Genomic DNA, 19733 nt, shown 5'->3' with positions numbered 1-19733 from the left:
CGGCCCTGGAGATCCGTGTTTAGTTGTGGGGCAATCAGCCCATGTTTCCGACTTGCTTGTTCAGGTCACCATCGCTGCCGCCGGTGGACTGCTGCACATCGCCGGGCACCACCCACCCAAAGACGGGATCGTAGACGGCACCGCTGCCATTGCTGAAGCCGGGGGCCGGCTCATTACTGGAAGTGGATTCTCCTGCCGGCGGCGCCGTGACTTGAGGTACAGACGGGTCGGGGTTGACATCGTGATCTTCGCCGGGGTCTGCGATCTCTGTCTTGCCTTCCGGAGCAGGGGGCGGAGTTTCCTCCGGCTTGTCCGTATCAGTGAAGTCAATCACCACTTCACTTTCCGTTTCGGAGGTTACCTTGGGGTATTCCTCCTCAGAACTGGGAGACTGCCCAGGGGAATACGCATCTGCTCCGCCGGAATCGTCCCCGTTTTGGGCGCCGCCGTCCGACCAATCGCTGGTGGTGCTGTTGGGAGGCGATTCATCCGGCTTAAAATCCTCCGTTCGATCCCGGCTTACGAACCAGCAGACGCCCAGGATCGCAGCACAGAGAACGGCCAGGACCGAAATGATAAAGCCCTTGGATTGGAAAAACTTTTTCATGTGTGTCCACACTCCTTCTTTACTGTTATATAAAGACATATACTGCGGAACTGATTGATGTTTCAACAGCGCCGCTAAAATTTGGTGTTATGGTAGCCAGTCAGTTCTACCCGCTGTGTGATAGTAGGGTAGTTGTGCCCAAACATCCGCACATAGAACTCTACATCACAATAGAAGATATACTCGACTCGGTCTCCCACCACATTGAACTCCAGGCTGATGTCGGATACCTGGTAGTCGTCCGTGGAGAGCGGGATTTTGGAGGCCAGTCCGCCGGCCACCGTGGCCTCCAGCATTTCCGTGTAGTCACTGCTGGAATAGAGGGTGCACAGGTACTCTTCAAAGTTAGTTTCCCGTTGGGAGCGGTAAGTGTCCGCATAAATGGTGGCGCTCAGATTGTTCAGCTCCATTTTAGCGCCGTTTCGGATGTTGATGCAAGTGATCCGCACCGAGGCATACAACAGAAGAAAGGAAATGAGCATCACTACGCCGACCACAAAAAAGCAGGCGAAGAAAGTGATCTCACCCCGCTCGTTGCGGAGTGGCCGTCGCAGCCACCGCATAAAATGCTTCATAGGCCACCTCACTTCCAGTAGTGTTCACTGACGCCGGAGCCGCGGGCCACTACAGTGATGTTGACCAGATCCAGATTCCAGAAGCCGCCCAGCTTTGCTTCCCCCTCAATGGTGATATAGAAAGGAGTCCCGAGCTGAATGGCCCTGGACATTCCGGCAGGTGTGGGCGACTTGTATGTGGCGTCGATGGAGTAGGTTATGTTTTCCGCTCCCTCAATCTCCGAGCACAGAAATTCAAAGAGAGAGTCCATCTCGCTGTTGATGCCACCGGACAGCTGGATCTGCTTTACCATCTGATCGGCTGCGTGATCCAACTCCTGTTTCGTGGAGATGATACCGAACAGGTCGATGATAAATGCCAGCAGGACAACGGCGATAAAGATGAAGAACACCGTAGAGAAATAGTTAGCTTCACCTCGCTCGCTCTTCATTGTCCTGCGGGCTTTCTGCAGGAAAGTATGAATGTGAACCACCACCTTTTCTGACAAATGAAAGCAGCCGCCCCCTGCCGGAGCGGCTGCTTTACAAAGTATTGACTGTACCAAGTATAACAGATATGGATTTACGGCGAAAGGGCAGGACTGCGCCAATGTAGGGGCAGGATTGTGCCAATTCACAGCAGCGATTCGACCAGATGATAAATATCGGTGAAGGGATTGACTGCAATCCCAAAAGGTTTATTGCAGCCATCCTGAAGATGATACTGCTCTACATGTTTGGCATTCTGAATAGCGGCAGCTGTATGTTCAGACAACCGCCCATATACATCACCTGACTTTTCGTAATCCGGCAGGTAAGCAGCCAGTGCGTTTTTGACTGCGGGATAGTCTTTGAAAAACTTTGTGGTGAACTGGAAATGCAACAGATACCAAAACTCAAAGCAGGGATTTGAGAGTGCCATGTGAATCCCTTTGCTCTCTGCTAGTTTCCTTGCCTTAATGAGCAAGCTGTCTTTGGCCTTGATGGGGTCCGGATTGTTGTAGTTTACATCGCCATCGGCAAGCACCCATACCGCGTCCCCGCTTGATACAGATATTTGATTTTTGTTCTGGTATTCTACTGCTTTCCGAATCAGGCTGAGGTAATCGGTTTCGCCTCCGCTGGTGCGGCTACCAATGACACGAATATCAATATTGGTCTGCCGGCTGCGGTAGTGCTCAAAATATTTTGGCTCCGTTTGAGAACCTTCTGTCACGATCAAAATGACAGGTTTGATCTTCCTGCGCCGTTGTCCGCGCTTTTCTATCTTTCCACGTGCCATCTTACAACCCTCCCTTGATAAAGGGAATCGCACCATAGCGGCCAATCAAATAGCCCTTCTCGACTTTGGTATCTTTGCGAATGGAAAAATCATAAAGGGAAAACAAATCAGTGGCCGCAGTCTGTTCGTCCTTTTCGGTAAACCAGATCTGATCTCTGCGCAGCACATCCAAATCCAGAAGATTGGTATTGTGTGATGTGAAGATCAGCTGTGCCCCATTGGGGTTGAATTCCACGCTGTTAAACAGGGAGACCAGATGCTTTGTCAGAAGAGGATGCAGGTGAGCGTCCATCTCATCAGCAACAAGCAGCGTTCCCTGATCCAAGGCCTTTTTTACAATACCAATCAGCTTAAAATAGCTGTTGGTACCATCCGATTCTTCCGTCATGTTCAACGTATAAGAGGAGGCGTTTCCTTCGGAATCCTGTACCGTGTGGACAGCCTCAATATTGGGGAATACATCGCCGCGCTGGGAAGGTATGGGTTCTGAATCACGCATCTGGAGGGACTGTATCCCAAAATCTGCGACTCGCAGCATAGAAGCGATCACACGCCGGTAGTCATCATCTTTGAGCTGTTCTGCTTCCAGACCATAGGCATCCGCAACCGAATATTTGGTGATAATTTGGCAGGAGGCAAACCATTCCAACACAGGGATTACCTTGGAGTAGCTCCAGTTTGATGCAACAGATAGATAAAGTTTATTGGCCGAGGTGCGCTCTTTGAGCGTATTCTGTTCCTCAATATCCACTGTGAAACGAAAATCCGTGGTATCTTTCCGCTCAAAAATAAGTGCCTGTCTGCCGTTGGGGTAGTAGTACAGATATTCCTCCACAACAGCTCTATCCGTCACAGAAAAACCATAGGCATACCGGATACCATTGGCGGTGAAGATGACCTCGAAGCTGCTGGGGCGAACAGGGGTTTCCTGGTCAAACTTGAAGGGAGAACGTTCAATGGCCTTATGGACCTGCTGGTTATGTGAAGTCAGGACATAATTAACCATGAACCAAAACGCATTCAGAACATTGGATTTTCCGGAAGCATTGGCTCCATAAATGACAGTGGACTTCAAATAGTTTTTGTTTCCATCTGCAATGAGGTGTTCCGGATGTTCAGTATCTCTGCTGGCAAGCATAGACAGAACGACTTTATCTTTGATGGAGAGATAGTTCTCTACACTAAATTGAATCAGCATAAAACAACCTCCTAAACCCTTGATTATTTATATTATATCCTCGTTTTTGTGAAAAATCAACGAAAATTAAAAATAAAAACTTTGAGAAAAGGATTTAAGGAGAATGCTTTGAGAAAAGACCGCCTGGGAAGTACGCATTCAGTACATCCCAGGCGACTTTACATTATAGGTTCTGCCGGATGATCCGCGTGATGATGCCTACGGCTACGCCACGCTCCATGTCCAGGCGGGTGACGGCAAAGGACACATCATCCTTTTTCCCGGGCATCCGGTAGTCGTAGCAGGAGTGGGCCACCGCATTGACGCCGTTGGAAAGCCTGACATAGACGACGCCCTTGTGGACATCGGTGACCTTGCCGGCGTACTTGCCCTGGATGCGGCACTTCTGCAGGTTGTCCCGGTCGGTGTTTTCCGAAGTGCTCTTGATGTCAGCCCGGATGCTCAGGTCTTCCGGACTCTCGCGCCGCACGCTGAGGATGCGGACCAGCACCTCATCGCCCACAGCAAACCGCTCATGGGCGTCGCCAATCCAGTCCCAGGCCAGATCCCGAGCCAGGATGGAGCACTCGACGCCGAACACTTCCACGCGGATGACTTTCTCGGCCACAGCAATCACACGGGCCTGCACAATGCGGCCCTCGTAGATACGGTACATGCCGTCAGCATCCAAATCGAAGTAGAAAATCTGGCGCTTACGCATCATCGCCTCCCGGCGACTGGCGACCACGCTGCGGGTCTTGGAGTCAATGCCCCGCACCACAACGTCGATGTCAGCGCCCAGCATGTTGCCCAGGATCTTGTTCTGGCGCAGCATCAGGTCGGCGTAGTCCTGGCCGGAAGGGCTGCGGCCCAGGTTGATCATCATTTCCTTGATGGGAATGATGATGCGGAAACCCTTGTAGTCCACCACGGCCACCGTCTTACGGTTGTCCAGCTGCTCGATTCCGCCCAGCTGGCCCGTCAGAATACGGCGGGTACGGTAGGCGTTGTGAATCTCATGCCAGATGACATCCTCACGGTCTTCCGCCGTCTCTACATCCTCACGGCTGCGGATGGTCAGAATAGAGGGCTCACGGCGCGTCTGCACACTCCGCCGGCGAGCGGGCGCCCGGGGAGTGGCGGCTTCAGGCACCTGCTCCTCCACCAGAACGGGATCATCCTCCAAAACGGGTTCACCCTCCGCAGTAGTATCCTCAGCCGGGGCCTCATCCATCGGAAGCGGCTCAGCGTCTGCCTGCGGAACAGAGGTTTCCGCCTCGGCGGCGGTATCCGACACCTTCTTCTTGCGGGAGGTGCGCTTGGGCTTTGCGGCAGGCGTTTCTTCGACGGCCTGGGAATTCGGCTCAGAGGCAGCGGTATCGTCACCTGCGCTGTCTTCCTCTGCGGGGAGATCTCCGTCGCCGTCAGCCGTTGCCTCATCGTCCTGCTCGAAGTCTGTGTTCTCGTCAGAAGGAGCCTCGGCGGCGGCCGCGTCGCTGCTCACAGCATCATCGCCGAACATTTCGGCTTCCGTAAGCTCCGGCAAATCACCGGTGGAATCATCGGAAGGGGGTGCGCTGTCGGGCTGATCCATAGCGGCCAACAGAGCGTTCAGGTCCTCGCCGTCAACCGGGGCGGCATCAGGAGAGGCCATATCCTCGGGGGGGACGGGGGAATCTTCCAATGCAGTGGTCTTAGAAACAGGGGTCTCCTGTTCCAAAAGTTCCTTTTTCTTGGTTGCCATATAAGTAAAACCTCCTTAATTTGGTGTATTACGAAAGGATCGAATCCTTGTCGGTTGAAACAATGCCCTCCGGGGGTTTGGCTCCAGGTTTTTTCACGTCAGCAGCAGGAGCGGAAGGCTTGGGCTTTTTTCGTGCCGGCTTTTTCGGGGCGGCGGGCGGCGGGGGAGGAGCAACAGGGGCAGCCGGCTGTTCCTGCTCCATCTGCCGCCATTCAGGAATGTGGGAAGAGGCTTTGCAAGAATGGAGCTTAGGCGCCTCCGGGTGCTTGGAGTAGTCCATCTTGTCAACTTTAAGTACCTTCTGACCGCGGATGATGACCAGAGCCTGCGTGATGGGCAATCGCAGCACTTCATCCGGGGTGAGCACAGGCCGTTTGCCAACGCCAGAAGTTTCCCGGAATTCCGGAGTGTAGTTGGAAATGCGCCAAGTGCCCAGCTGCTTGGATTTGCTGGATACTGACACCGAGGCCAGACCGGTGCGCTCGGAGATAAACTCGGCTGTAAGGCCGTCCGTGCAGCCCGGAAAGAGTTGCGCGTCGCAGTTGCCCAGAATTTCCTGCCAGAGATTGAGCGGGTAGCGGTTCTGAAGGCCCGCTAGATTTTGGAACACGCAGCTCATGGAAATGTTGCGAGAGCGAATCACACTGAGTCGCCGCGAGAGATCAGGGATGGTGCCGCAGGCGGTAAGCTCTTCTCCCAAAATGTGGACAGGAATCGGGAGCCTGCCTCCCTCACAGTTTTTGTCCGCATACCGAACCAGCTTGATAAAGCAGAAAGAGAGAAACAGACTTGCCAGAAAATCAAAGGTACTGTCCTGGTCACTGGTAACAAGGAAGTAGGCGCACCGCTCCTGGCCGGGCAGTTCCAGATCGATTTCATCCCGGGTGGTAATTTTCTTGATCAGTTCTGACTGGAATACCTGCAGGCGGGAACCCAGACCGATGATGACACCGCTGCGCACAGTATCGCTGGCCTGCTTGAACAGACTGTACGGAGCTTTGGCAGGATGAGTGGGAGGCAGAACATCGAACAGATTGTCGAGATCGGACTCTCCGTTCAGCGTCAGTAAGCGGTACACCTCACCGATATTGCGGTTCTCCGCTGCATAACTCTGATCCACATAAAGGACAAGGGCTTTCAGCAGATTCATTTCGCAGCTGTCCCAGAAGTGGTCGCCCTTGCCGGTACTGTTGGTGTTCTTGATGATGATATCCACAAAGAGTTGGGCCATCAGTTCCTGCCCTTCCACTTCGGAAAGGCAGTTCCAGCTGTCCGAGTTTTCCGGGAGTACCAGATTGAACACCTTGACACAGTAGCCTTGATCGCGCAGGTACTCGCTGGATTTTTCGTAGAGCTCGCTTTTGGGGTCAGAAATGATCAGGGATTCCCCGCGAATCACCGCCTGCAGGATGCGGTTCATGCAGAAGGATCGGGTTTTCATGCTGCCGCTGGAGCCGTATACGGCCAGATTGCCGTTGGTTTTGGGATTTTCAGGGATGCAGACCGCTTTCCCATCTAGCATTCCCAGCACAACACCTTTATGCTTGCGAAGGTCGGGCACCAAATCGAGCACACCCGCCATCTCCTTGCGGCTCATCCAACCAGAGGTGCCATAGGTTCCCTTGGCCGAATAGATGAAATTCCGGTCGGTATCATATTCGCCCGTATCGCTGTAGCCCATCTTCATCACCATCAGGAGCAGGATAGCCAGCAGGCCGATGCAGATCAGGACGCCGTATACCCCATAGGGAGGGCGCAGCACTGAGGTCAGGCAGGTAAAAAAGTCGGGCGACGCCGCCACCGGAGATGTGCCGTCCCCGGGAACGCCGCCGCCCTGTTTCCAAGCTGCGTAATTGCCCAATATCTGCCCCAGAAAGCCGCCAGAATAGAGAATGGCGAGGATGGCCAAAGGAGCAGCCATCAGGCAGGCAATCATTTTCTTTTTGTTTATGGGAAGAACCTCCTCTCAAATTTGATGAAGTCAATGGTTTGAAAGCGCACCCTGCTGCCGCAGTAGCGCCGCAGCACATCTGCCTGAAAATCAAAGCAAATGATCGTCCCGGAACTGTCCATAAGATCGAGGGCGCTGTTGAAGCGTGCAATTCTGGGCAAATCGAAGAAGTAGCAAAATAAAACAGGTGTTCCATCCGCTTCAAAGGCATCGTGTTCGACGGCCCGGCTCGCAGCCCCGGTTGTAAGGCCCTGCTTCAAGATGTCGTTGAGCTGCGCTGTCTTGGCGCAATCGCACAACAAGGCCAGCAGCACTTCTCCCTGATGGTCGTTGGTAAAAAAGAAAAAATGGTCGTAGCTTCCGTCCAGCATGAAATAGTCATGTTTGGCGCCGCCAGTGCTGGTCAGCATCTGGTAAGCGAGTTCCATGCTTTCCCCCAGAACGACCCCCTGCACAGCGTCTGCATTGTATTGCCCGGCGAGGCGCTGCTGACACAGAACGCTCCACATCAGAGCCTTTACCCGCATCTCGGACTTGTAGCGCCATTTCATCAGAGCTGCGCTGCTGTTGTAAGTAACATAGATGCCGCTGGAGGTAAGGAGCACCCCAGTGAAGCGAGAACTGCGGATCTGCGTGGTATCCACCCCCATCTCCTTGACTTCACGGGAACTGTAAAATGAGGGGTGCTCCACGGCCCCATCGGAATAGCCCTGCGGGGCAAAAACCTTTGGTTTTTCATCTTGGAAAAGTCCCACCCCAGCATTGTCCATCGTGACATAGGTTTCTGCCAGACGGTGAAGACGAAGCCGACGCCCAATCTCGCTTTTCAGCCGGTTGGTGTCGGTATCGCCTGTCAGATAGGGAGCAAAACGCTCAGGCCAGTTGTCCAGCAGCCTGTTTTTGGCGCGAACGCCTAAACGATAGCCGCGGAGTTTGTCTCGGTAATAGGTGCGGAGTAGCCCGCTCTTTTTCAGATCGGTCACAACCGACTCCAAATAGTAAGGACTGGCTGGGAGACGGTTGAGCTGGCTGGTGGGGAACTCTCCAGAGATGGCCGTCAACGCCAGAAGCCGGAATGGGAGCGTGTCCGGCTGTGGAAATGTCCGGCTGCTTTTCCCAAGTGATCACCTCCCTTGTGAATTGTTTTTTTACCGTGATGACTGAGAACTTCGGTAAAATTCTACGGTGGCGCAAGTCTGGAAGCGTTGAAAATCCGGGCTTTTTTGTGCCATCAAGGTATGTCGGGAAAAATAAGGGCCAAAAGGCTCAAAAATCCGAGATGGTTTTCAAGCTCTCTTTGCGCTCTGCAAGCCATTGGGGAAACCGCTTTTTTTCCATGACAAAGATCTTGGTGCAGTCCTGCTCTCCCAGCTCTGTGGTATTATAGGCGTCGCATAGCAAACCGGTATCATCGGCCATCACAAAGGTGGACAACAGATCCAGTAACTGCTTTTCCTCCAGATTGTCATAATCACGCACCCGCCTGGTGGAAAGTGTTTGATCGTAAACTTGGGCAAAGCAGACAACACAATTCCGGTAATGGGGGAGAGGCTGTTCCTTTGCGTACTGCTCCAGAGCGAAATAGAGCGGGTCTAACAGGAACTCGGAACTTTGCCGTTGCCGGCGCTTCGGGAGAAGCCCGGGAAGGGTCACTTCCAGGACCCCGTTTTCATAGGTTATCGAGATGCCCTGCGCCACGCTGGCGGATTGGAGATACTCTCCCTTCTGGATGGAGGTGCTGGAATATATCAAATGCCGCAGCCGGCAGGCGATCCGTTCCGCCCGAAGCGCAGCATCGGTAGAGAGAATTTCGTAATTATCGGGATAGCGTTGGATGTCTGTTGTGTCCATCGCATACAGCGCATTACTCAAACGGGATATATCGTCGAGAATGCTCCCTATTCTGCGGGAAATCAGTTTTCGGTCCAAAAATCATGTGCCTCCTGCTTTCTTGAAATACTGGGTTTGTCCATCTTGGGATACGGTGCAAAAACCGGATATGTCGGGACAGTCGATTTTGGCAATCTGTGTCGGAGAATCGACCACGATGATGCGGCGGCTACCGCCCTTGTTGCCCCGTAGGGCATGACAGACTAACGCTTCCTGTCCATGGGCGACATAGGCGACTTCATACAGCTCCCCGTCGGCGAAAAAGACCAGTTTGACAGGAAACTCCGCAGGTGCATGATAATCAGCCTGCTGAATGAAATCCAAAAGGACCCACACCGCCTTGATAAGCGCCTGATCAGCTTTGGGGGAATAACCGGCAGGAAAATATCCGCCGTTATCACTTTGGAAAATGCGGCCCTGCCTTTCCAGATGGGAAAGCAAGGCTTTCGCTGTTTCAGACTTGCCAGGGTGAAAGCAAAGAAGCTGCTGCTGGCTGAGACCAGGATACATAGTCACCGTCCGCAGCAGCGTTGCAGCTTCATTTCCGTAGATTTCAGCCCTGGTCTTCATGAGCTCACCTCCTTTTTTGACGCCAAAAGGCGTCATCAGAGCGCCTTTTAGATGTTGGAGCGTCAGGAAGACGCCATTGATACGCCTTCCTGACGCTTTTGAAAATAACAGAAGTAAATATATCAGGGATTTATCTTCTGAAGGTTGCAACAATCTTCCTTGTTCGGATTGACAAAATCTCTCCAGAACTGATAATGCTCCGTTACATCCTCACAAATCGTTTTTTGGGGAATATGTATTTTTTCTACAATACGTTGCTTTTCTTCCAAAGGAAGATGCCAATAACCACTTTGCCGCACAAGGTATCGGGAAAAATCCACACCTTGAAACCACTGCTTAATCCAGGAATTGACACGCAAAAATTCAATAACGCATCGTTCAATACCCAACGAATTAAGAGCATCAAAGTCCATGTATTCTTCGATAAGAGGACTCAGACGAATTGCTACATCAAAACCGCGTGACTGTAGAGTTTGTATGGCATGGATGCGCTGAGAGGGAGGACTGGCTTTTTCATATTGGGCTGTTCGTTCGTTATCCAAGCAGGTTACAGTAATTTGGATATGAGCCAGCTCTTTGTCCAGAACTTCCAAGTATTCCGGTAAAGTTAGAAGAGCTGATTTTGTAACAATGAGGTAGCCGATCCGATGCAGGTTCATTTCTTTTATAACCTGATAAGTAAGATGGTATTGAAGCTCACAAGGTTGGAAACAGTCGGTCATACCACCCAGTCTGATAATACTGCCGGAGGGCAGGCTTTGAATTTTCCGTCGAATCTTTTCAATGTCTGCAACACGAGGATGTTCGGCATCCCATAATCCGCGAAAATGGAGCAGTGAACGAGCATAGCAGTAATTGCAGTTGTGCTGACAGCCGCAACCGTAGGTATCTAATCGGATATTGTATTTGCATTTATTGCCTTCGTTGCCGCCAACTTGCTTGAAAAAACTTTTGAATTCGCTTTATATCACCTCAGAGTTATGATTTGCTTCTTTTATCATCCCAGTACATTGGACTCACCTCAAAAAATGGTTGCGGAGGGCGGTACTGCCCCGCCGTCTGTTGGTAAAGCATCCAACTGTGTTCTTTAACACTACTCCGCGAAGTAGAGGGAGGTGGAACACACCTCCCTTTGGATACAATTTTTTATGTAGAAGTAGAGTGCTCACGGCGCTTGCGCTCCAGAATTTCACGAAGCTCACGCCGGTCGGTGGTAATCAGGTCTTTCTCAAGAGGGCTGGCCTTAAACTAAACCATGACATTATTGTTGTTGGTCGAGATTAAGCCATTGCCGCGCTCAAAATGGGTGACCTCCATCGTTTCCGCATCGGACAGATGCAGGGTCTCCTGAACCCGTTCCGCTTCATCATCCTCCAGATTAAGAATGATCTTAGTCTTGCTGTTGTTGATGATACCTTTGCCAAAGCGACCTTCATCCAGATTGAAGAAATCGTTGAGGTCTTGGCTCGCGAAGACCGCCGAGCCTCCATACCCACGTATCGTTTTCGCAATCTCCAAAAGGAAATCGCCGGCCAGCCGTGTGCCTGTGGCGCCGGCGCCGGAAAGGAGCTGCCAGCATTCATCGATGAAGATGGCTTTTTCTTCTGTGCGGTCGGCCTTTGCCCGGTCCCACACGAAATCAAGTGCCACAAACATCCCTACAGTCAGCAGATCGCCGGTGAGCGAGGAAATGTCCAGCACGGTATATTTGTTATCCAGACTTACATTGGTCTGCTTGTTAAATGTACTGGCCTAACCGTGAACCAGACGGTTGAGAATATGAGCCATGCGGGTAGTTTCCGGCGTAGCTTTCAGAATCTCATGCAGGTCGCCCAGCACCGGCATTTCCCGGTACTGACCCGGATTGGTTGGGTCATCCAGTGAAGCGTTATCATGCGTGATGCCCTTTGCATTGTAAGTGCGGATCAACGCTTCGTCCAAAAGCTGACGCTCTTCATGGCTCATATCGGGAATGAGCAGGCTGAAAAAGATGTGCAGCTGCTGGACTTTTGCCGCCAATTCAGAAAGCTGGATTCCGGGGCCGTCCAGCAGTTCGTTGGCAGACCGATCAACCTTGCGGATCTCCATAACATTGATGCAGTGAGGGCTTGCCGGGGAAATCTGAATAAATTCCCCGCCCACATTGGCGCAGGCCCGGTGAAACTCATGGCCCTTCAAAGGTGCAATGATAAAAATAGGAATATTCTTGCGTCGCATCCTTAACGCCATGAGCTGCAGAGAGAATGTTTTGCCTGCGCCGCTGGTACCTAAAATCGAAATGTTGGCATTTTTGTAAATCGCGGAATTGAAAATATCCACGATGATGAGGGAACTGTTGTACTTGTTGACCCCCAAAAGGATGCCGTTGTCGTCACACATCTCAAAGGAAGTGAAGGGGTAGCAGCTTGCAGCGCCGCCAGTCAGCAGGTTGCGCTTGCCACGCTCAAAAAGCCCTTTCTCCATGGATACCAGCGGGAGCGCGGAGAGAAATGCCTGCTCCTCACGAAAATGGCAGGAGCGGACATCCATATCCTGCGAAAGCAGAAGCTTTTTCATCTCGCTGACCTTCCATTCCAAATCTTCCTCAGTAGGGGCAGTAACGGTAATCAACAGATTCAGATAGTAGAAGTCTTCGTTGTTGGCAAGACCTTCCTTCAGAAAATAGCCGCTTCGGATGGCACCGTCGATGTCGTCAAAATCAGTGTTGGTGTCGCTCGCGTCCTTGATTTTGGAACGATTGATGCGGAGCTGCTGGCCTACCCGCTGGATGATGCGCTCTTTGGGCTGCCTGGAAAGGAACATGTCCATGTCGATGCCGTCGCCGGCGTTGACGATTAAACTCAGCCATCCGGCGGGAACCTGCGTCTTATAACCATCCGACGGAATCAGCAAATAGGCGTAGTACAGCCCGTCTATGCACAGATAGCGCCCATGAGTAAAATCAATACTCTTGGGAGCGGCAAACTCGGCTGCAGGGATATGGTCAATCTCGCTTTCCCGGCCTTTTGCCGCATACTGTGCAACAACCTCCTGTGCCCGGAGTGCCAGCGGTTTGATGGCGCTCTCGTTTCGGCAGAGGAGATTATAAAGAACATCAACCGTAAATTCGTCCTCGTTTTCGGGGATAATCACTTCATTACCGCATTGCCGGAGGTAATTGGATGCAGTATGTACGGCACTTTGCAGGAACTGAATAGCTTCCTCTTCCTGTTCCGAACGCCGTGTGTTGTTCCAGGGCTCATACTCAAAAATCAGGAAAAAGCGCCGTGTGACAGCTTCCCGGGCGCCGATCTGCTGCACAAAGTTTAGATAATCCTCTTGCATCAGGCGGCACTGCTCGTTTTCCTCCTGCGCCATTTCCCTGCGTACTGTGTCCAAATGACGGTTGATGTCCGCCCGACGGGTCAGCACCTTGATTTGCAGCTTGACGGGAGAGATTTTCAGATACGACACAAAAGAGTAGATGATATTGCGCTGCTCTCTTGCGCTGCGGAGCATAAAGTTGATGGGAACCACCTCGACCACCTTGACATACCGGTGGTCTTTGGTGTAGATGATGCCGTTCTGGACCTTTTCAATGGGAAGATAGTCTGCCACCGGATTAAGGCAGGCGGGCGGCTGCTCTTTGATATGAGCGGGGCGCTTGGGCGGACGTGCCTTCTCCTTCCGCTTGTTGGGCTTTTTCTTCGCTTTTTTGGACGAAAGTTCTTTCTTCGGCTTTTTCTTGGGCCGGAGCTTCTCACGAATCTCGTAACTGCGAACCTCGTCAAACTCAGCTGGGAAATCCGCTTCACTGGAACGCCTGCGCTTCGGAGGCCGAGACTCCTTTTCCTTTGGAGCCCTCTGCTTGAGATGTCTGCCGGGGCGTTTTATAGGGGACGCTTGCTCATTCGGCTGCTGACCGTCGCCGCCGACGATGCGGCGATTCCGCAGGTATTTCAAAAAGATAATCAGAAATTCCGACAAACTCTCGCCAGAAATGCCGATCAATGCGACCAGAGCCGCAGGAAGGGCGGTCAGGCACAAAATGATAATGCGGGTCGTCAACCCGAACGGAACAAACATGAAGACCGGCACCCCGATGGCAAAAGCCAGGATACCGGCCTCAATAACATTCCACGCACGGAACATACCGCCGAAAAATGTGCCTGATTCAATGAAATTCGGCGGTATGATATAAATATCATGGTCGTTTTTGTTGCTCATACATACCTCATTTCCGCAACCGAAGGAAGGTCAACCGATAATCCAGAACGGACCGCCGGCCCCTGCACGACGGCTGGCCTCGTTTAAGATAATGGACAGATCCCAAAGCTGCTCACTGCGCTTATAGCTGGCCGGGTCTGCCACCATGATTTGACCGTCTTTTACGCCTCGGAGAACGATGAAATGGCCGGAAGAAGTGAAATGCCCTTCGGCCATGATTGCCACAACCAGCTTTCCCTCGGAAAGAGCATCGACGATGCGCTGCGGCTCGGATGTCGTACAGCCGGATACCGGCAGTCCCCAGGCTTCTGCTGCGGCAGGAATCAGGGCGTGATAGGAGCCGCTGTTGTCACACCAGTATCCATTTTCATAGGACCACTGCGCCATCTCCACGGGATCAACCGTATCGTCCGTAAGGGAAGACACTACGATTGCCATGCTGGTCGGCCCGCAGCCGTAGCCGCCAATGTTGTCAGTTCCGTAAGGCTGGCTGGCATAGCGAACATCCAGCTGGTTATAGTACACCACCGGTGTCACACCATCGGTAAAGGTTACATCCCCAAGAGAGGGGATGCTGTTTCCGGTCCACTCTGTCATGTTCTGGAGCAACCCATCACCCAAAAAGGTGCTTAGGTTAGAAGCGTAGTCAGAGGCAAGCTCCTTTTGTTCATCCGTGAGTGCGAAAACATGGTCCGCAAGATAGGATTCACCGTTATACCGGATCGTGTAAATGCTCCATGTTTCGGTAGTGGTGGTTTTCTCGCCGGTTTCCGGGTCCTCGGTAGTAACCTCACGGGATTCCTGGACACTGGTGTAGGAATACAGGTGTTCCTTATTATCCCGGAGAACAGCGGCCAAATCATCCAGTGAAATGCTTTCAAAATCCTCATCCCGGGCCGCACAATACTGAGAGATGATGAGATTGGCATTGAAAACAGGGCCGGAGGAATAGGAGTTCTTGATCTCCGTGTGGTCAGCACCAGACGAAGCAAAATCTTCCTCGATCCGGGCCATCACATCATCCAGCGCCTCGCCCAGAATGGAATTGATGGTGAATGTGATGTCATTGGCGTTTTCCACGATAGCTGTCTCGCTGTTGAGAACAGGGGCTTCGGAATCTGCAGGAGAAAAGGCGTTAACCAGACCTCCAAAGATAAGCCCCGGGAGCATCAGAATAAACAGTACCGGGAGCAAAAGCAAAATGATAATGACGGCAATGATCTTGCCGATGTGCTTGCGTCCGGCCCAAACGGTCCCGGCCACGGCACCATACGGGCCGCCGGCAGCAGCTCCTTTTGCGGCACCGAAAATTGCCTTGCCTGCCTTAATGGCACCTTTTATCGTGTGGGCGGCGGATGCTCCGATTTCCACAGCGTCGGCAAGACCAGTCTTTTTTTCTTCATCCATTTAGAGCCTGTCCTTTCTGCGGGGAGTGGGGGGCAGCTTTTTGACGATTGACTCGTTGTAGGCTATCGAACCATCCGGCGCCATGTAGGGGGATTTCTCTACAGTGTCAACAGCGTATTGCTTATACCATGCCGCACCGTCGGCGGAATGAACCGTTGTGTATTGGCCCTCGGGTGCAACATACTGATCTGCATGATACATTCCGAAAGCGATACCCTCCGGATGCTCGGCGGTAACTTCGGTGCCTGTGATACGCCCGCCGCCGATCTCAACATTCTGGTATTGGGGAATGTTTTCAGCGCCGGCTTCCAAAGCAGCGTGCCCCATGTAAGAGTGAAGAGCGTCAACGGCTTTCTCACCGGAAATCGTCCCCATCTGGGTGATGTTCCCGGTGGCAACAGAACCAATCACATTGTTGGCGAAATTGCCGCCCTTGCTGACGGACGAAGTATAGATGTGGCCGCCGATACCCCCTGCAGCACCGCCTACGAGACCAGCAAGGCCGGAGGATTTTGTTTCTGAGGGAGTTGTTGCTGTTTTTACCGCATTGTTCGTGACCTTCCGGCCAATTACCCCGGCCAAACCGCCGCCGGCAAAGCCGGCACCAAAGCCGCCGCCGCCTGCATTCACATGAGTGGAATTGCTGCTGTGCCCACCACCGAAATGGTGGCTGGAAAAGCTCTTGAATCCACTGAAGCCCCGGGCGGCTATTAAGGCCTCCGCCAACATACTGCCGCCGGTATGGCCTACATTGACCCCAAGACTTGCCATGAAGGAGTCGATTTTCTGTGATACTTTGAGAAAACCAATCGCACACATGAACCAAATCAGGACATTGCCGGATACTGCTTCTTTGCCTACGGCGTCTACCTGCGCCTGCACTTCTTCCTCTGTAACGGCGGCAAAAGCGGGTTGGCAGCACAGGCAGGCAAGAAGGCCAACCATGAGCGCAAGGAACAGAATTCTTCTGAGTTTTTTCATTACGCCCCTCCTTAAAGCGAAAGCGGGTTGGAGATAAAAGAACCAACCATGCTCGTAAATAGGCGCAGACACCAAGCGTTCATAAGTAGCAAAAAAATCTGTCCGCCCAGCATCCGACACCAGGATTTCCAGATGTTTGATGTGGTCTGGCTCGCCCCCATCGCAAAAGCGACTGGTGCGGTATACACCAGCACACCAAGCAATACATAGCGTTCTGCTGCTTCAAGCAGCAGTTTCAGATAGTTCCATGCCAAAATGATGACCAGAATCAAAGTGATCAAGGCCACAGCTCCATTGGCACATACACCGATGATCACCAGCATCACCGAATTGAAATCAGCAAAGCTGAGGGGCGGCAGTTCCGAGTCCATGATCCAGCGGTACGGGGTGCCGCCGATGGTCAGTATTGTGTTGATGATCTCGTCTGAAAAAAGTGCCAGCAGAATGAAGAGAACCGAGCGGATGCTCAGCTTCACAGGATCTTCTGCCTCGATACCGGCGCTCAGACCAAAATTCTTAAATAGCTGCCATACCCAGTTGAGCAAAATCAGACCGACAGCCAGAGCTACAAAAATCCCATACATCGTCTCTACGGCGGGGAAATAGCGCAGAAAAACGGTCATGTCACAACCAAGCGCGCCCAAAACCGAAGTAGTCACAAGGTCAAGACCTGCCATGATCTGCTCTGCAATCCATTCAACGATGCCATCCAGGATACCCATAAATTACGCCTCCTTCCAGCGGGTGTAGAGTTGTCTCTGTCATCCAGCCCACTGACCGCCGGCAAACAGAGGCGTCACATAAGCCATGATAAAGCCCAATCCGTTGAGGATCGCCCAGGTGATACAGATGCGCTTCAGCCAAGCACGGCTTTCATCGACGGTCCGGCCGGAGCGGGAGAAGTTCATCAACAGCAGGGCGACCGAGGCGGTAACAATGGCCGCAATGGTGGAAATGGCGACGATCTGCGTGTAGACATCCTGCATGATCTCTTTGGCTTTAGACCAAACATCGGTTGCAGCGAAGGCCGGCTGACAGAAAACCAGCGACATCGTGACACAGAGAAAAGCCATGTAGGCGAGTTTGGCAGCGGAAAAATGATGCTGAGGCGTGCGGTCAGCATCTTTCCGCTTCGGCTGGGGAAGTTTCAGTTTCTTCAATGTTTGAGGACCTCCAATCCAAATGTGATGATCGTTGCTCAAAAAGCAAAGAATAAGCCCACACCTGATTTACAGATGCGGGCTTATTCCCGGGCCGGACGGCCGTTTGGACAGAAAAAAAGCACCTCGGAAAAAGGCGCTGTTCTCTGTCCGTATTCGGTTTTGGGTGCAAGTTTGAGTATATTCAGTCTAACACATTGAGATTTACGCCTCAAGGGCAGAAACGCGCCAATTATTTTCCCGATATGTGCCAATTATTTGCCCTGCTTGTTTTCGCCGGCCTTCAAGTCTGGGAAAAATTGCTCCAGCACATCCAGGCTGTCCTTGGAGGTATATCCCCACAGCACGGAACTGAGGACTTCAATGGCCTCCCGCCGCTTACGGTAATAGGTGCGGAAGGAAATATCCCGGATATGAGGACGCAGGTTCTCGATGATCTCCTCCACATTTTTCAGCTGCTGGGGGGAGAGGAAAGAGTAGTACAGAAGCCAGTAGTATGCTTCACCGTTCTTGTGCCTAGTGCGGAGCAGATCGACTGCCGAATCCAGCAATTTCAGCATTTTGTGGCTGCGCTCAATGCACTTGGCGTGATGCTCAATATCGCTGCCCGCCAGATCGGCGCCGGCAAGGTAGACAGAATCCAGAAAATCCTCGATGGAAGTGCCATACTCGATCTCAAATTTTGTCCGGACATGCTGAACAGACAGCTCCAGGCTCCAAACCACATCACGGTATTTTTTCAGCAGCTTCCAGGTATCGTGGTACAGCGGGTTTTCAGCAACATTCTTTTCGTCAAAATTCTTCATGGTTATGCCTCCTTATTTGTTTTCAACAATGGGGTTGAGAGTAAGTTCAAAACTTGCGACCTGCTTGTTGCCGCACAACACAGCCAGGCCTAAGCGCAGCACCGTTTGCTCGCGCGCGCGGGGTAGTAATTCTTCCCGGCAGTCGCCCGATAAAGGATATAACTTGTAGTGAGAGAGGGAGCATCCAAAGCACGAAATCCCTTGTGCCATCAGGATTTGCGCCATTTTCTGCAGGATGATTTCAATGTGAGATTTTGAAACGCTGGAGAGTTCGTCTGAAACGATGACCTCATGCTCCATGGTGGGCTCTTCCTGGTCAACACAGCCCTCCGCAGGAAGCTCCAGACGGATATTGAGTGTCATAGCGACCTCCTCTTTGTCCACCATCACATCAGATATTTCAAACATGGTGGACAAGTAGTTTTTAAGATAGATCACACTGCCGTGGCGGCCGGGGAAGGACATGAGGGAAATATAGTCCAAGGCGGACAGCTTTTTAAGAATACGGCCAACAGTGGCCCGAGAAAGGCCCCAGCGAGCAGCAAGTTCCGTATAGGTGACCAAAGGGTTGCCGGTGCCGTTGCGAAAATAGGCTACAGGCCCAAGCGCCGACCCCTGCACTTGACTGTCGTTGTAGATGGCTGAGACCCATAGATCCAGCACGATGTCCATTTCAGAACAGCGGTCAGAGCTGATCAGATCAGTAACGATGGATACCGGCAGAAAGAAAAAACCGGTGTCCTTTTGACAGGGAGCGTTATACTCCAGAACTGTGTTATGCCGGGCCCAGTTCCGGATTTTATAGCGGATCACATTTCCGCGCCCCAGAGAGGAAAAGTCAATGAGGTGCCGCTGTTGAAGCAAACCCAAAATGGAAAGTGCCTGACACTGAAAACGAGTCCGAAACCATTGGGATAGTTCTTTGAGCGTACAGACCCATTCGCCGGGGTAGACGGTGTAGCTGATGCCATCAATGCGCCGGTATGAGGTGCGGAAGTTTGCAAAGCTGCAAAGCACGGTATAATAAAAAAGGCCGGAGCCGCCGCTTGCGCGAATGCTCCGGTCATCTATCAGACGATGGATAAACTGTCGGTAAATCCGACAACGTGGATAGTCCACCACCTGTTTAATTTGTAATTGATACGCTGGCATAAGAATCTCCTTTTTATATATAAGGTATGAAATTGGATTGCACTGCGAAAAAATCGTTGTAGGTTTGTCAAACATATTGGACAGTGAACTCAGAGGGAGAAAGCCAGCCCAGGGGCCTCATGGGAAAGTTGTTTGAACGGCGGTTGTGGACAGCAAGTTGCTTGGAAAAATCGTCCAGGGAGTAAAAACTGTGGCAGGAGTAAAAGCGTTTCTGGTCCTCCCGGTGGCTGCGTTCCACTTTGCCGT

The 19733-nt window shown here is 52.1% G+C and carries 19 protein-coding genes; all 19 read right to left on the bottom strand.

The annotated features are described in order from the left end of the window. Window positions 1-34: 34 nt before the first annotated feature. Entirely contained in the window at window positions 35-607 is a 573-nt protein-coding gene (locus tag H7U37_RS00870; RefSeq protein WP_204872873.1) for a DUF6550 family protein, read from the bottom strand. A 74-nt stretch (window positions 608-681) separates the two neighbouring features. Further along, window positions 682-1182 carry a hypothetical protein gene (locus tag H7U37_RS00865; RefSeq protein WP_204872871.1) on the bottom strand — a complete coding sequence of 167 codons (501 nt, stop codon included), beginning with the start codon at window positions 1180-1182 and terminating at the stop codon, window positions 682-684. An 8-nt stretch (window positions 1183-1190) separates the two neighbouring features. After that, a complete protein-coding gene (locus tag H7U37_RS00860) occupies window positions 1191-1613 on the bottom strand; it encodes a DUF4320 family protein (RefSeq protein ID WP_204872869.1) in 423 nt (140 codons plus the stop codon). Window positions 1614-1795: 182 nt separating this feature from the next. Beyond that, window positions 1796-2443, bottom strand: a complete 648-nt coding sequence (locus H7U37_RS00855; protein ID WP_204872867.1) for an RloB family protein — start codon at window positions 2441-2443, stop codon at window positions 1796-1798. Window position 2444: 1 nt separating this feature from the next. After that, window positions 2445-3641: an AAA family ATPase gene (locus tag H7U37_RS00850; RefSeq protein ID WP_204872865.1), complete on the bottom strand. Its 1197-nt coding sequence runs from the start codon at window positions 3639-3641 to the stop codon at window positions 2445-2447. A gap of 163 nt (window positions 3642-3804) precedes the next feature. Continuing rightward, entirely contained in the window at window positions 3805-5364 is a 1560-nt protein-coding gene (locus H7U37_RS00845) for a S1 RNA-binding domain-containing protein (protein ID WP_204872863.1), read from the bottom strand. 28 nt (window positions 5365-5392) lie between these two features. Then, window positions 5393-7300, bottom strand: coding sequence for a VirD4-like conjugal transfer protein, CD1115 family (locus tag H7U37_RS00840; protein WP_204872860.1), 1908 nt, complete (start codon window positions 7298-7300; stop codon window positions 5393-5395). Window positions 7301-7311: 11 nt separating this feature from the next. Next, on the bottom strand, window positions 7312-8298 hold the full coding sequence (locus tag H7U37_RS00835) for a hypothetical protein (RefSeq protein ID WP_338049731.1): 987 nt from the start codon (window positions 8296-8298) through the stop codon (window positions 7312-7314). Between the two features lie 283 nt (window positions 8299-8581). Continuing rightward, window positions 8582-9244 carry a DUF6100 family protein gene (locus tag H7U37_RS00830; RefSeq protein WP_204872856.1) on the bottom strand — a complete coding sequence of 221 codons (663 nt, stop codon included), beginning with the start codon at window positions 9242-9244 and terminating at the stop codon, window positions 8582-8584. 3 nt (window positions 9245-9247) lie between these two features. Continuing rightward, window positions 9248-9775, bottom strand: coding sequence for a DUF5697 family protein (locus H7U37_RS00825; protein ID WP_040411855.1), 528 nt, complete (start codon window positions 9773-9775; stop codon window positions 9248-9250). Between the two features lie 122 nt (window positions 9776-9897). After that, window positions 9898-10674, bottom strand: a complete 777-nt coding sequence (locus H7U37_RS00820; protein WP_204873015.1) for a radical SAM protein — start codon at window positions 10672-10674, stop codon at window positions 9898-9900. A gap of 349 nt (window positions 10675-11023) precedes the next feature. After that, the gene (locus H7U37_RS16395) at window positions 11024-11494 is read right to left on the bottom strand and encodes a TraG/VirB4 family ATPase (protein ID WP_420875788.1); all 471 of its coding nucleotides are present in this window, start codon (window positions 11492-11494) and stop codon (window positions 11024-11026) included. 33 nt (window positions 11495-11527) lie between these two features. Next, entirely contained in the window at window positions 11528-13981 is a 2454-nt protein-coding gene (locus H7U37_RS00815) for a VirB4 family type IV secretion system protein (protein WP_420875784.1), read from the bottom strand. A 30-nt stretch (window positions 13982-14011) separates the two neighbouring features. Beyond that, window positions 14012-15388 carry a C39 family peptidase gene (locus H7U37_RS00810; RefSeq protein ID WP_204872854.1) on the bottom strand — a complete coding sequence of 459 codons (1377 nt, stop codon included), beginning with the start codon at window positions 15386-15388 and terminating at the stop codon, window positions 14012-14014. Next, complete coding sequence (locus H7U37_RS00805) at window positions 15389-16369, bottom strand: hypothetical protein (RefSeq protein ID WP_204872852.1); 981 nt, start codon at window positions 16367-16369, stop codon at window positions 15389-15391. An 11-nt stretch (window positions 16370-16380) separates the two neighbouring features. Beyond that, window positions 16381-17091, bottom strand: coding sequence for a hypothetical protein (locus H7U37_RS00800; protein WP_204872850.1), 711 nt, complete (start codon window positions 17089-17091; stop codon window positions 16381-16383). Window positions 17092-17130: 39 nt separating this feature from the next. Further along, window positions 17131-17529, bottom strand: coding sequence for a hypothetical protein (locus H7U37_RS00795; protein ID WP_007712699.1), 399 nt, complete (start codon window positions 17527-17529; stop codon window positions 17131-17133). Window positions 17530-17783: 254 nt separating this feature from the next. Then, entirely contained in the window at window positions 17784-18335 is a 552-nt protein-coding gene (locus H7U37_RS00790) for a hypothetical protein (protein WP_148320070.1), read from the bottom strand. Between the two features lie 12 nt (window positions 18336-18347). After that, window positions 18348-19487 (bottom strand): MarR family transcriptional regulator, encoded by a 1140-nt coding sequence (locus tag H7U37_RS00785; protein WP_204872848.1) that lies wholly within the window; start codon window positions 19485-19487, stop codon window positions 18348-18350. Between the last annotated feature and the right edge of the window lie 246 nt (window positions 19488-19733).

It is taken from the genome of Pseudoflavonifractor phocaeensis (assembly GCF_016901735.1).
Taxonomy (GTDB): domain Bacteria; phylum Bacillota; class Clostridia; order Oscillospirales; family Oscillospiraceae; genus Pseudoflavonifractor_A.
Note: the sequence above shows the minus strand (reverse complement) of the source record. Positions and strands in the feature narration are given on the sequence as shown.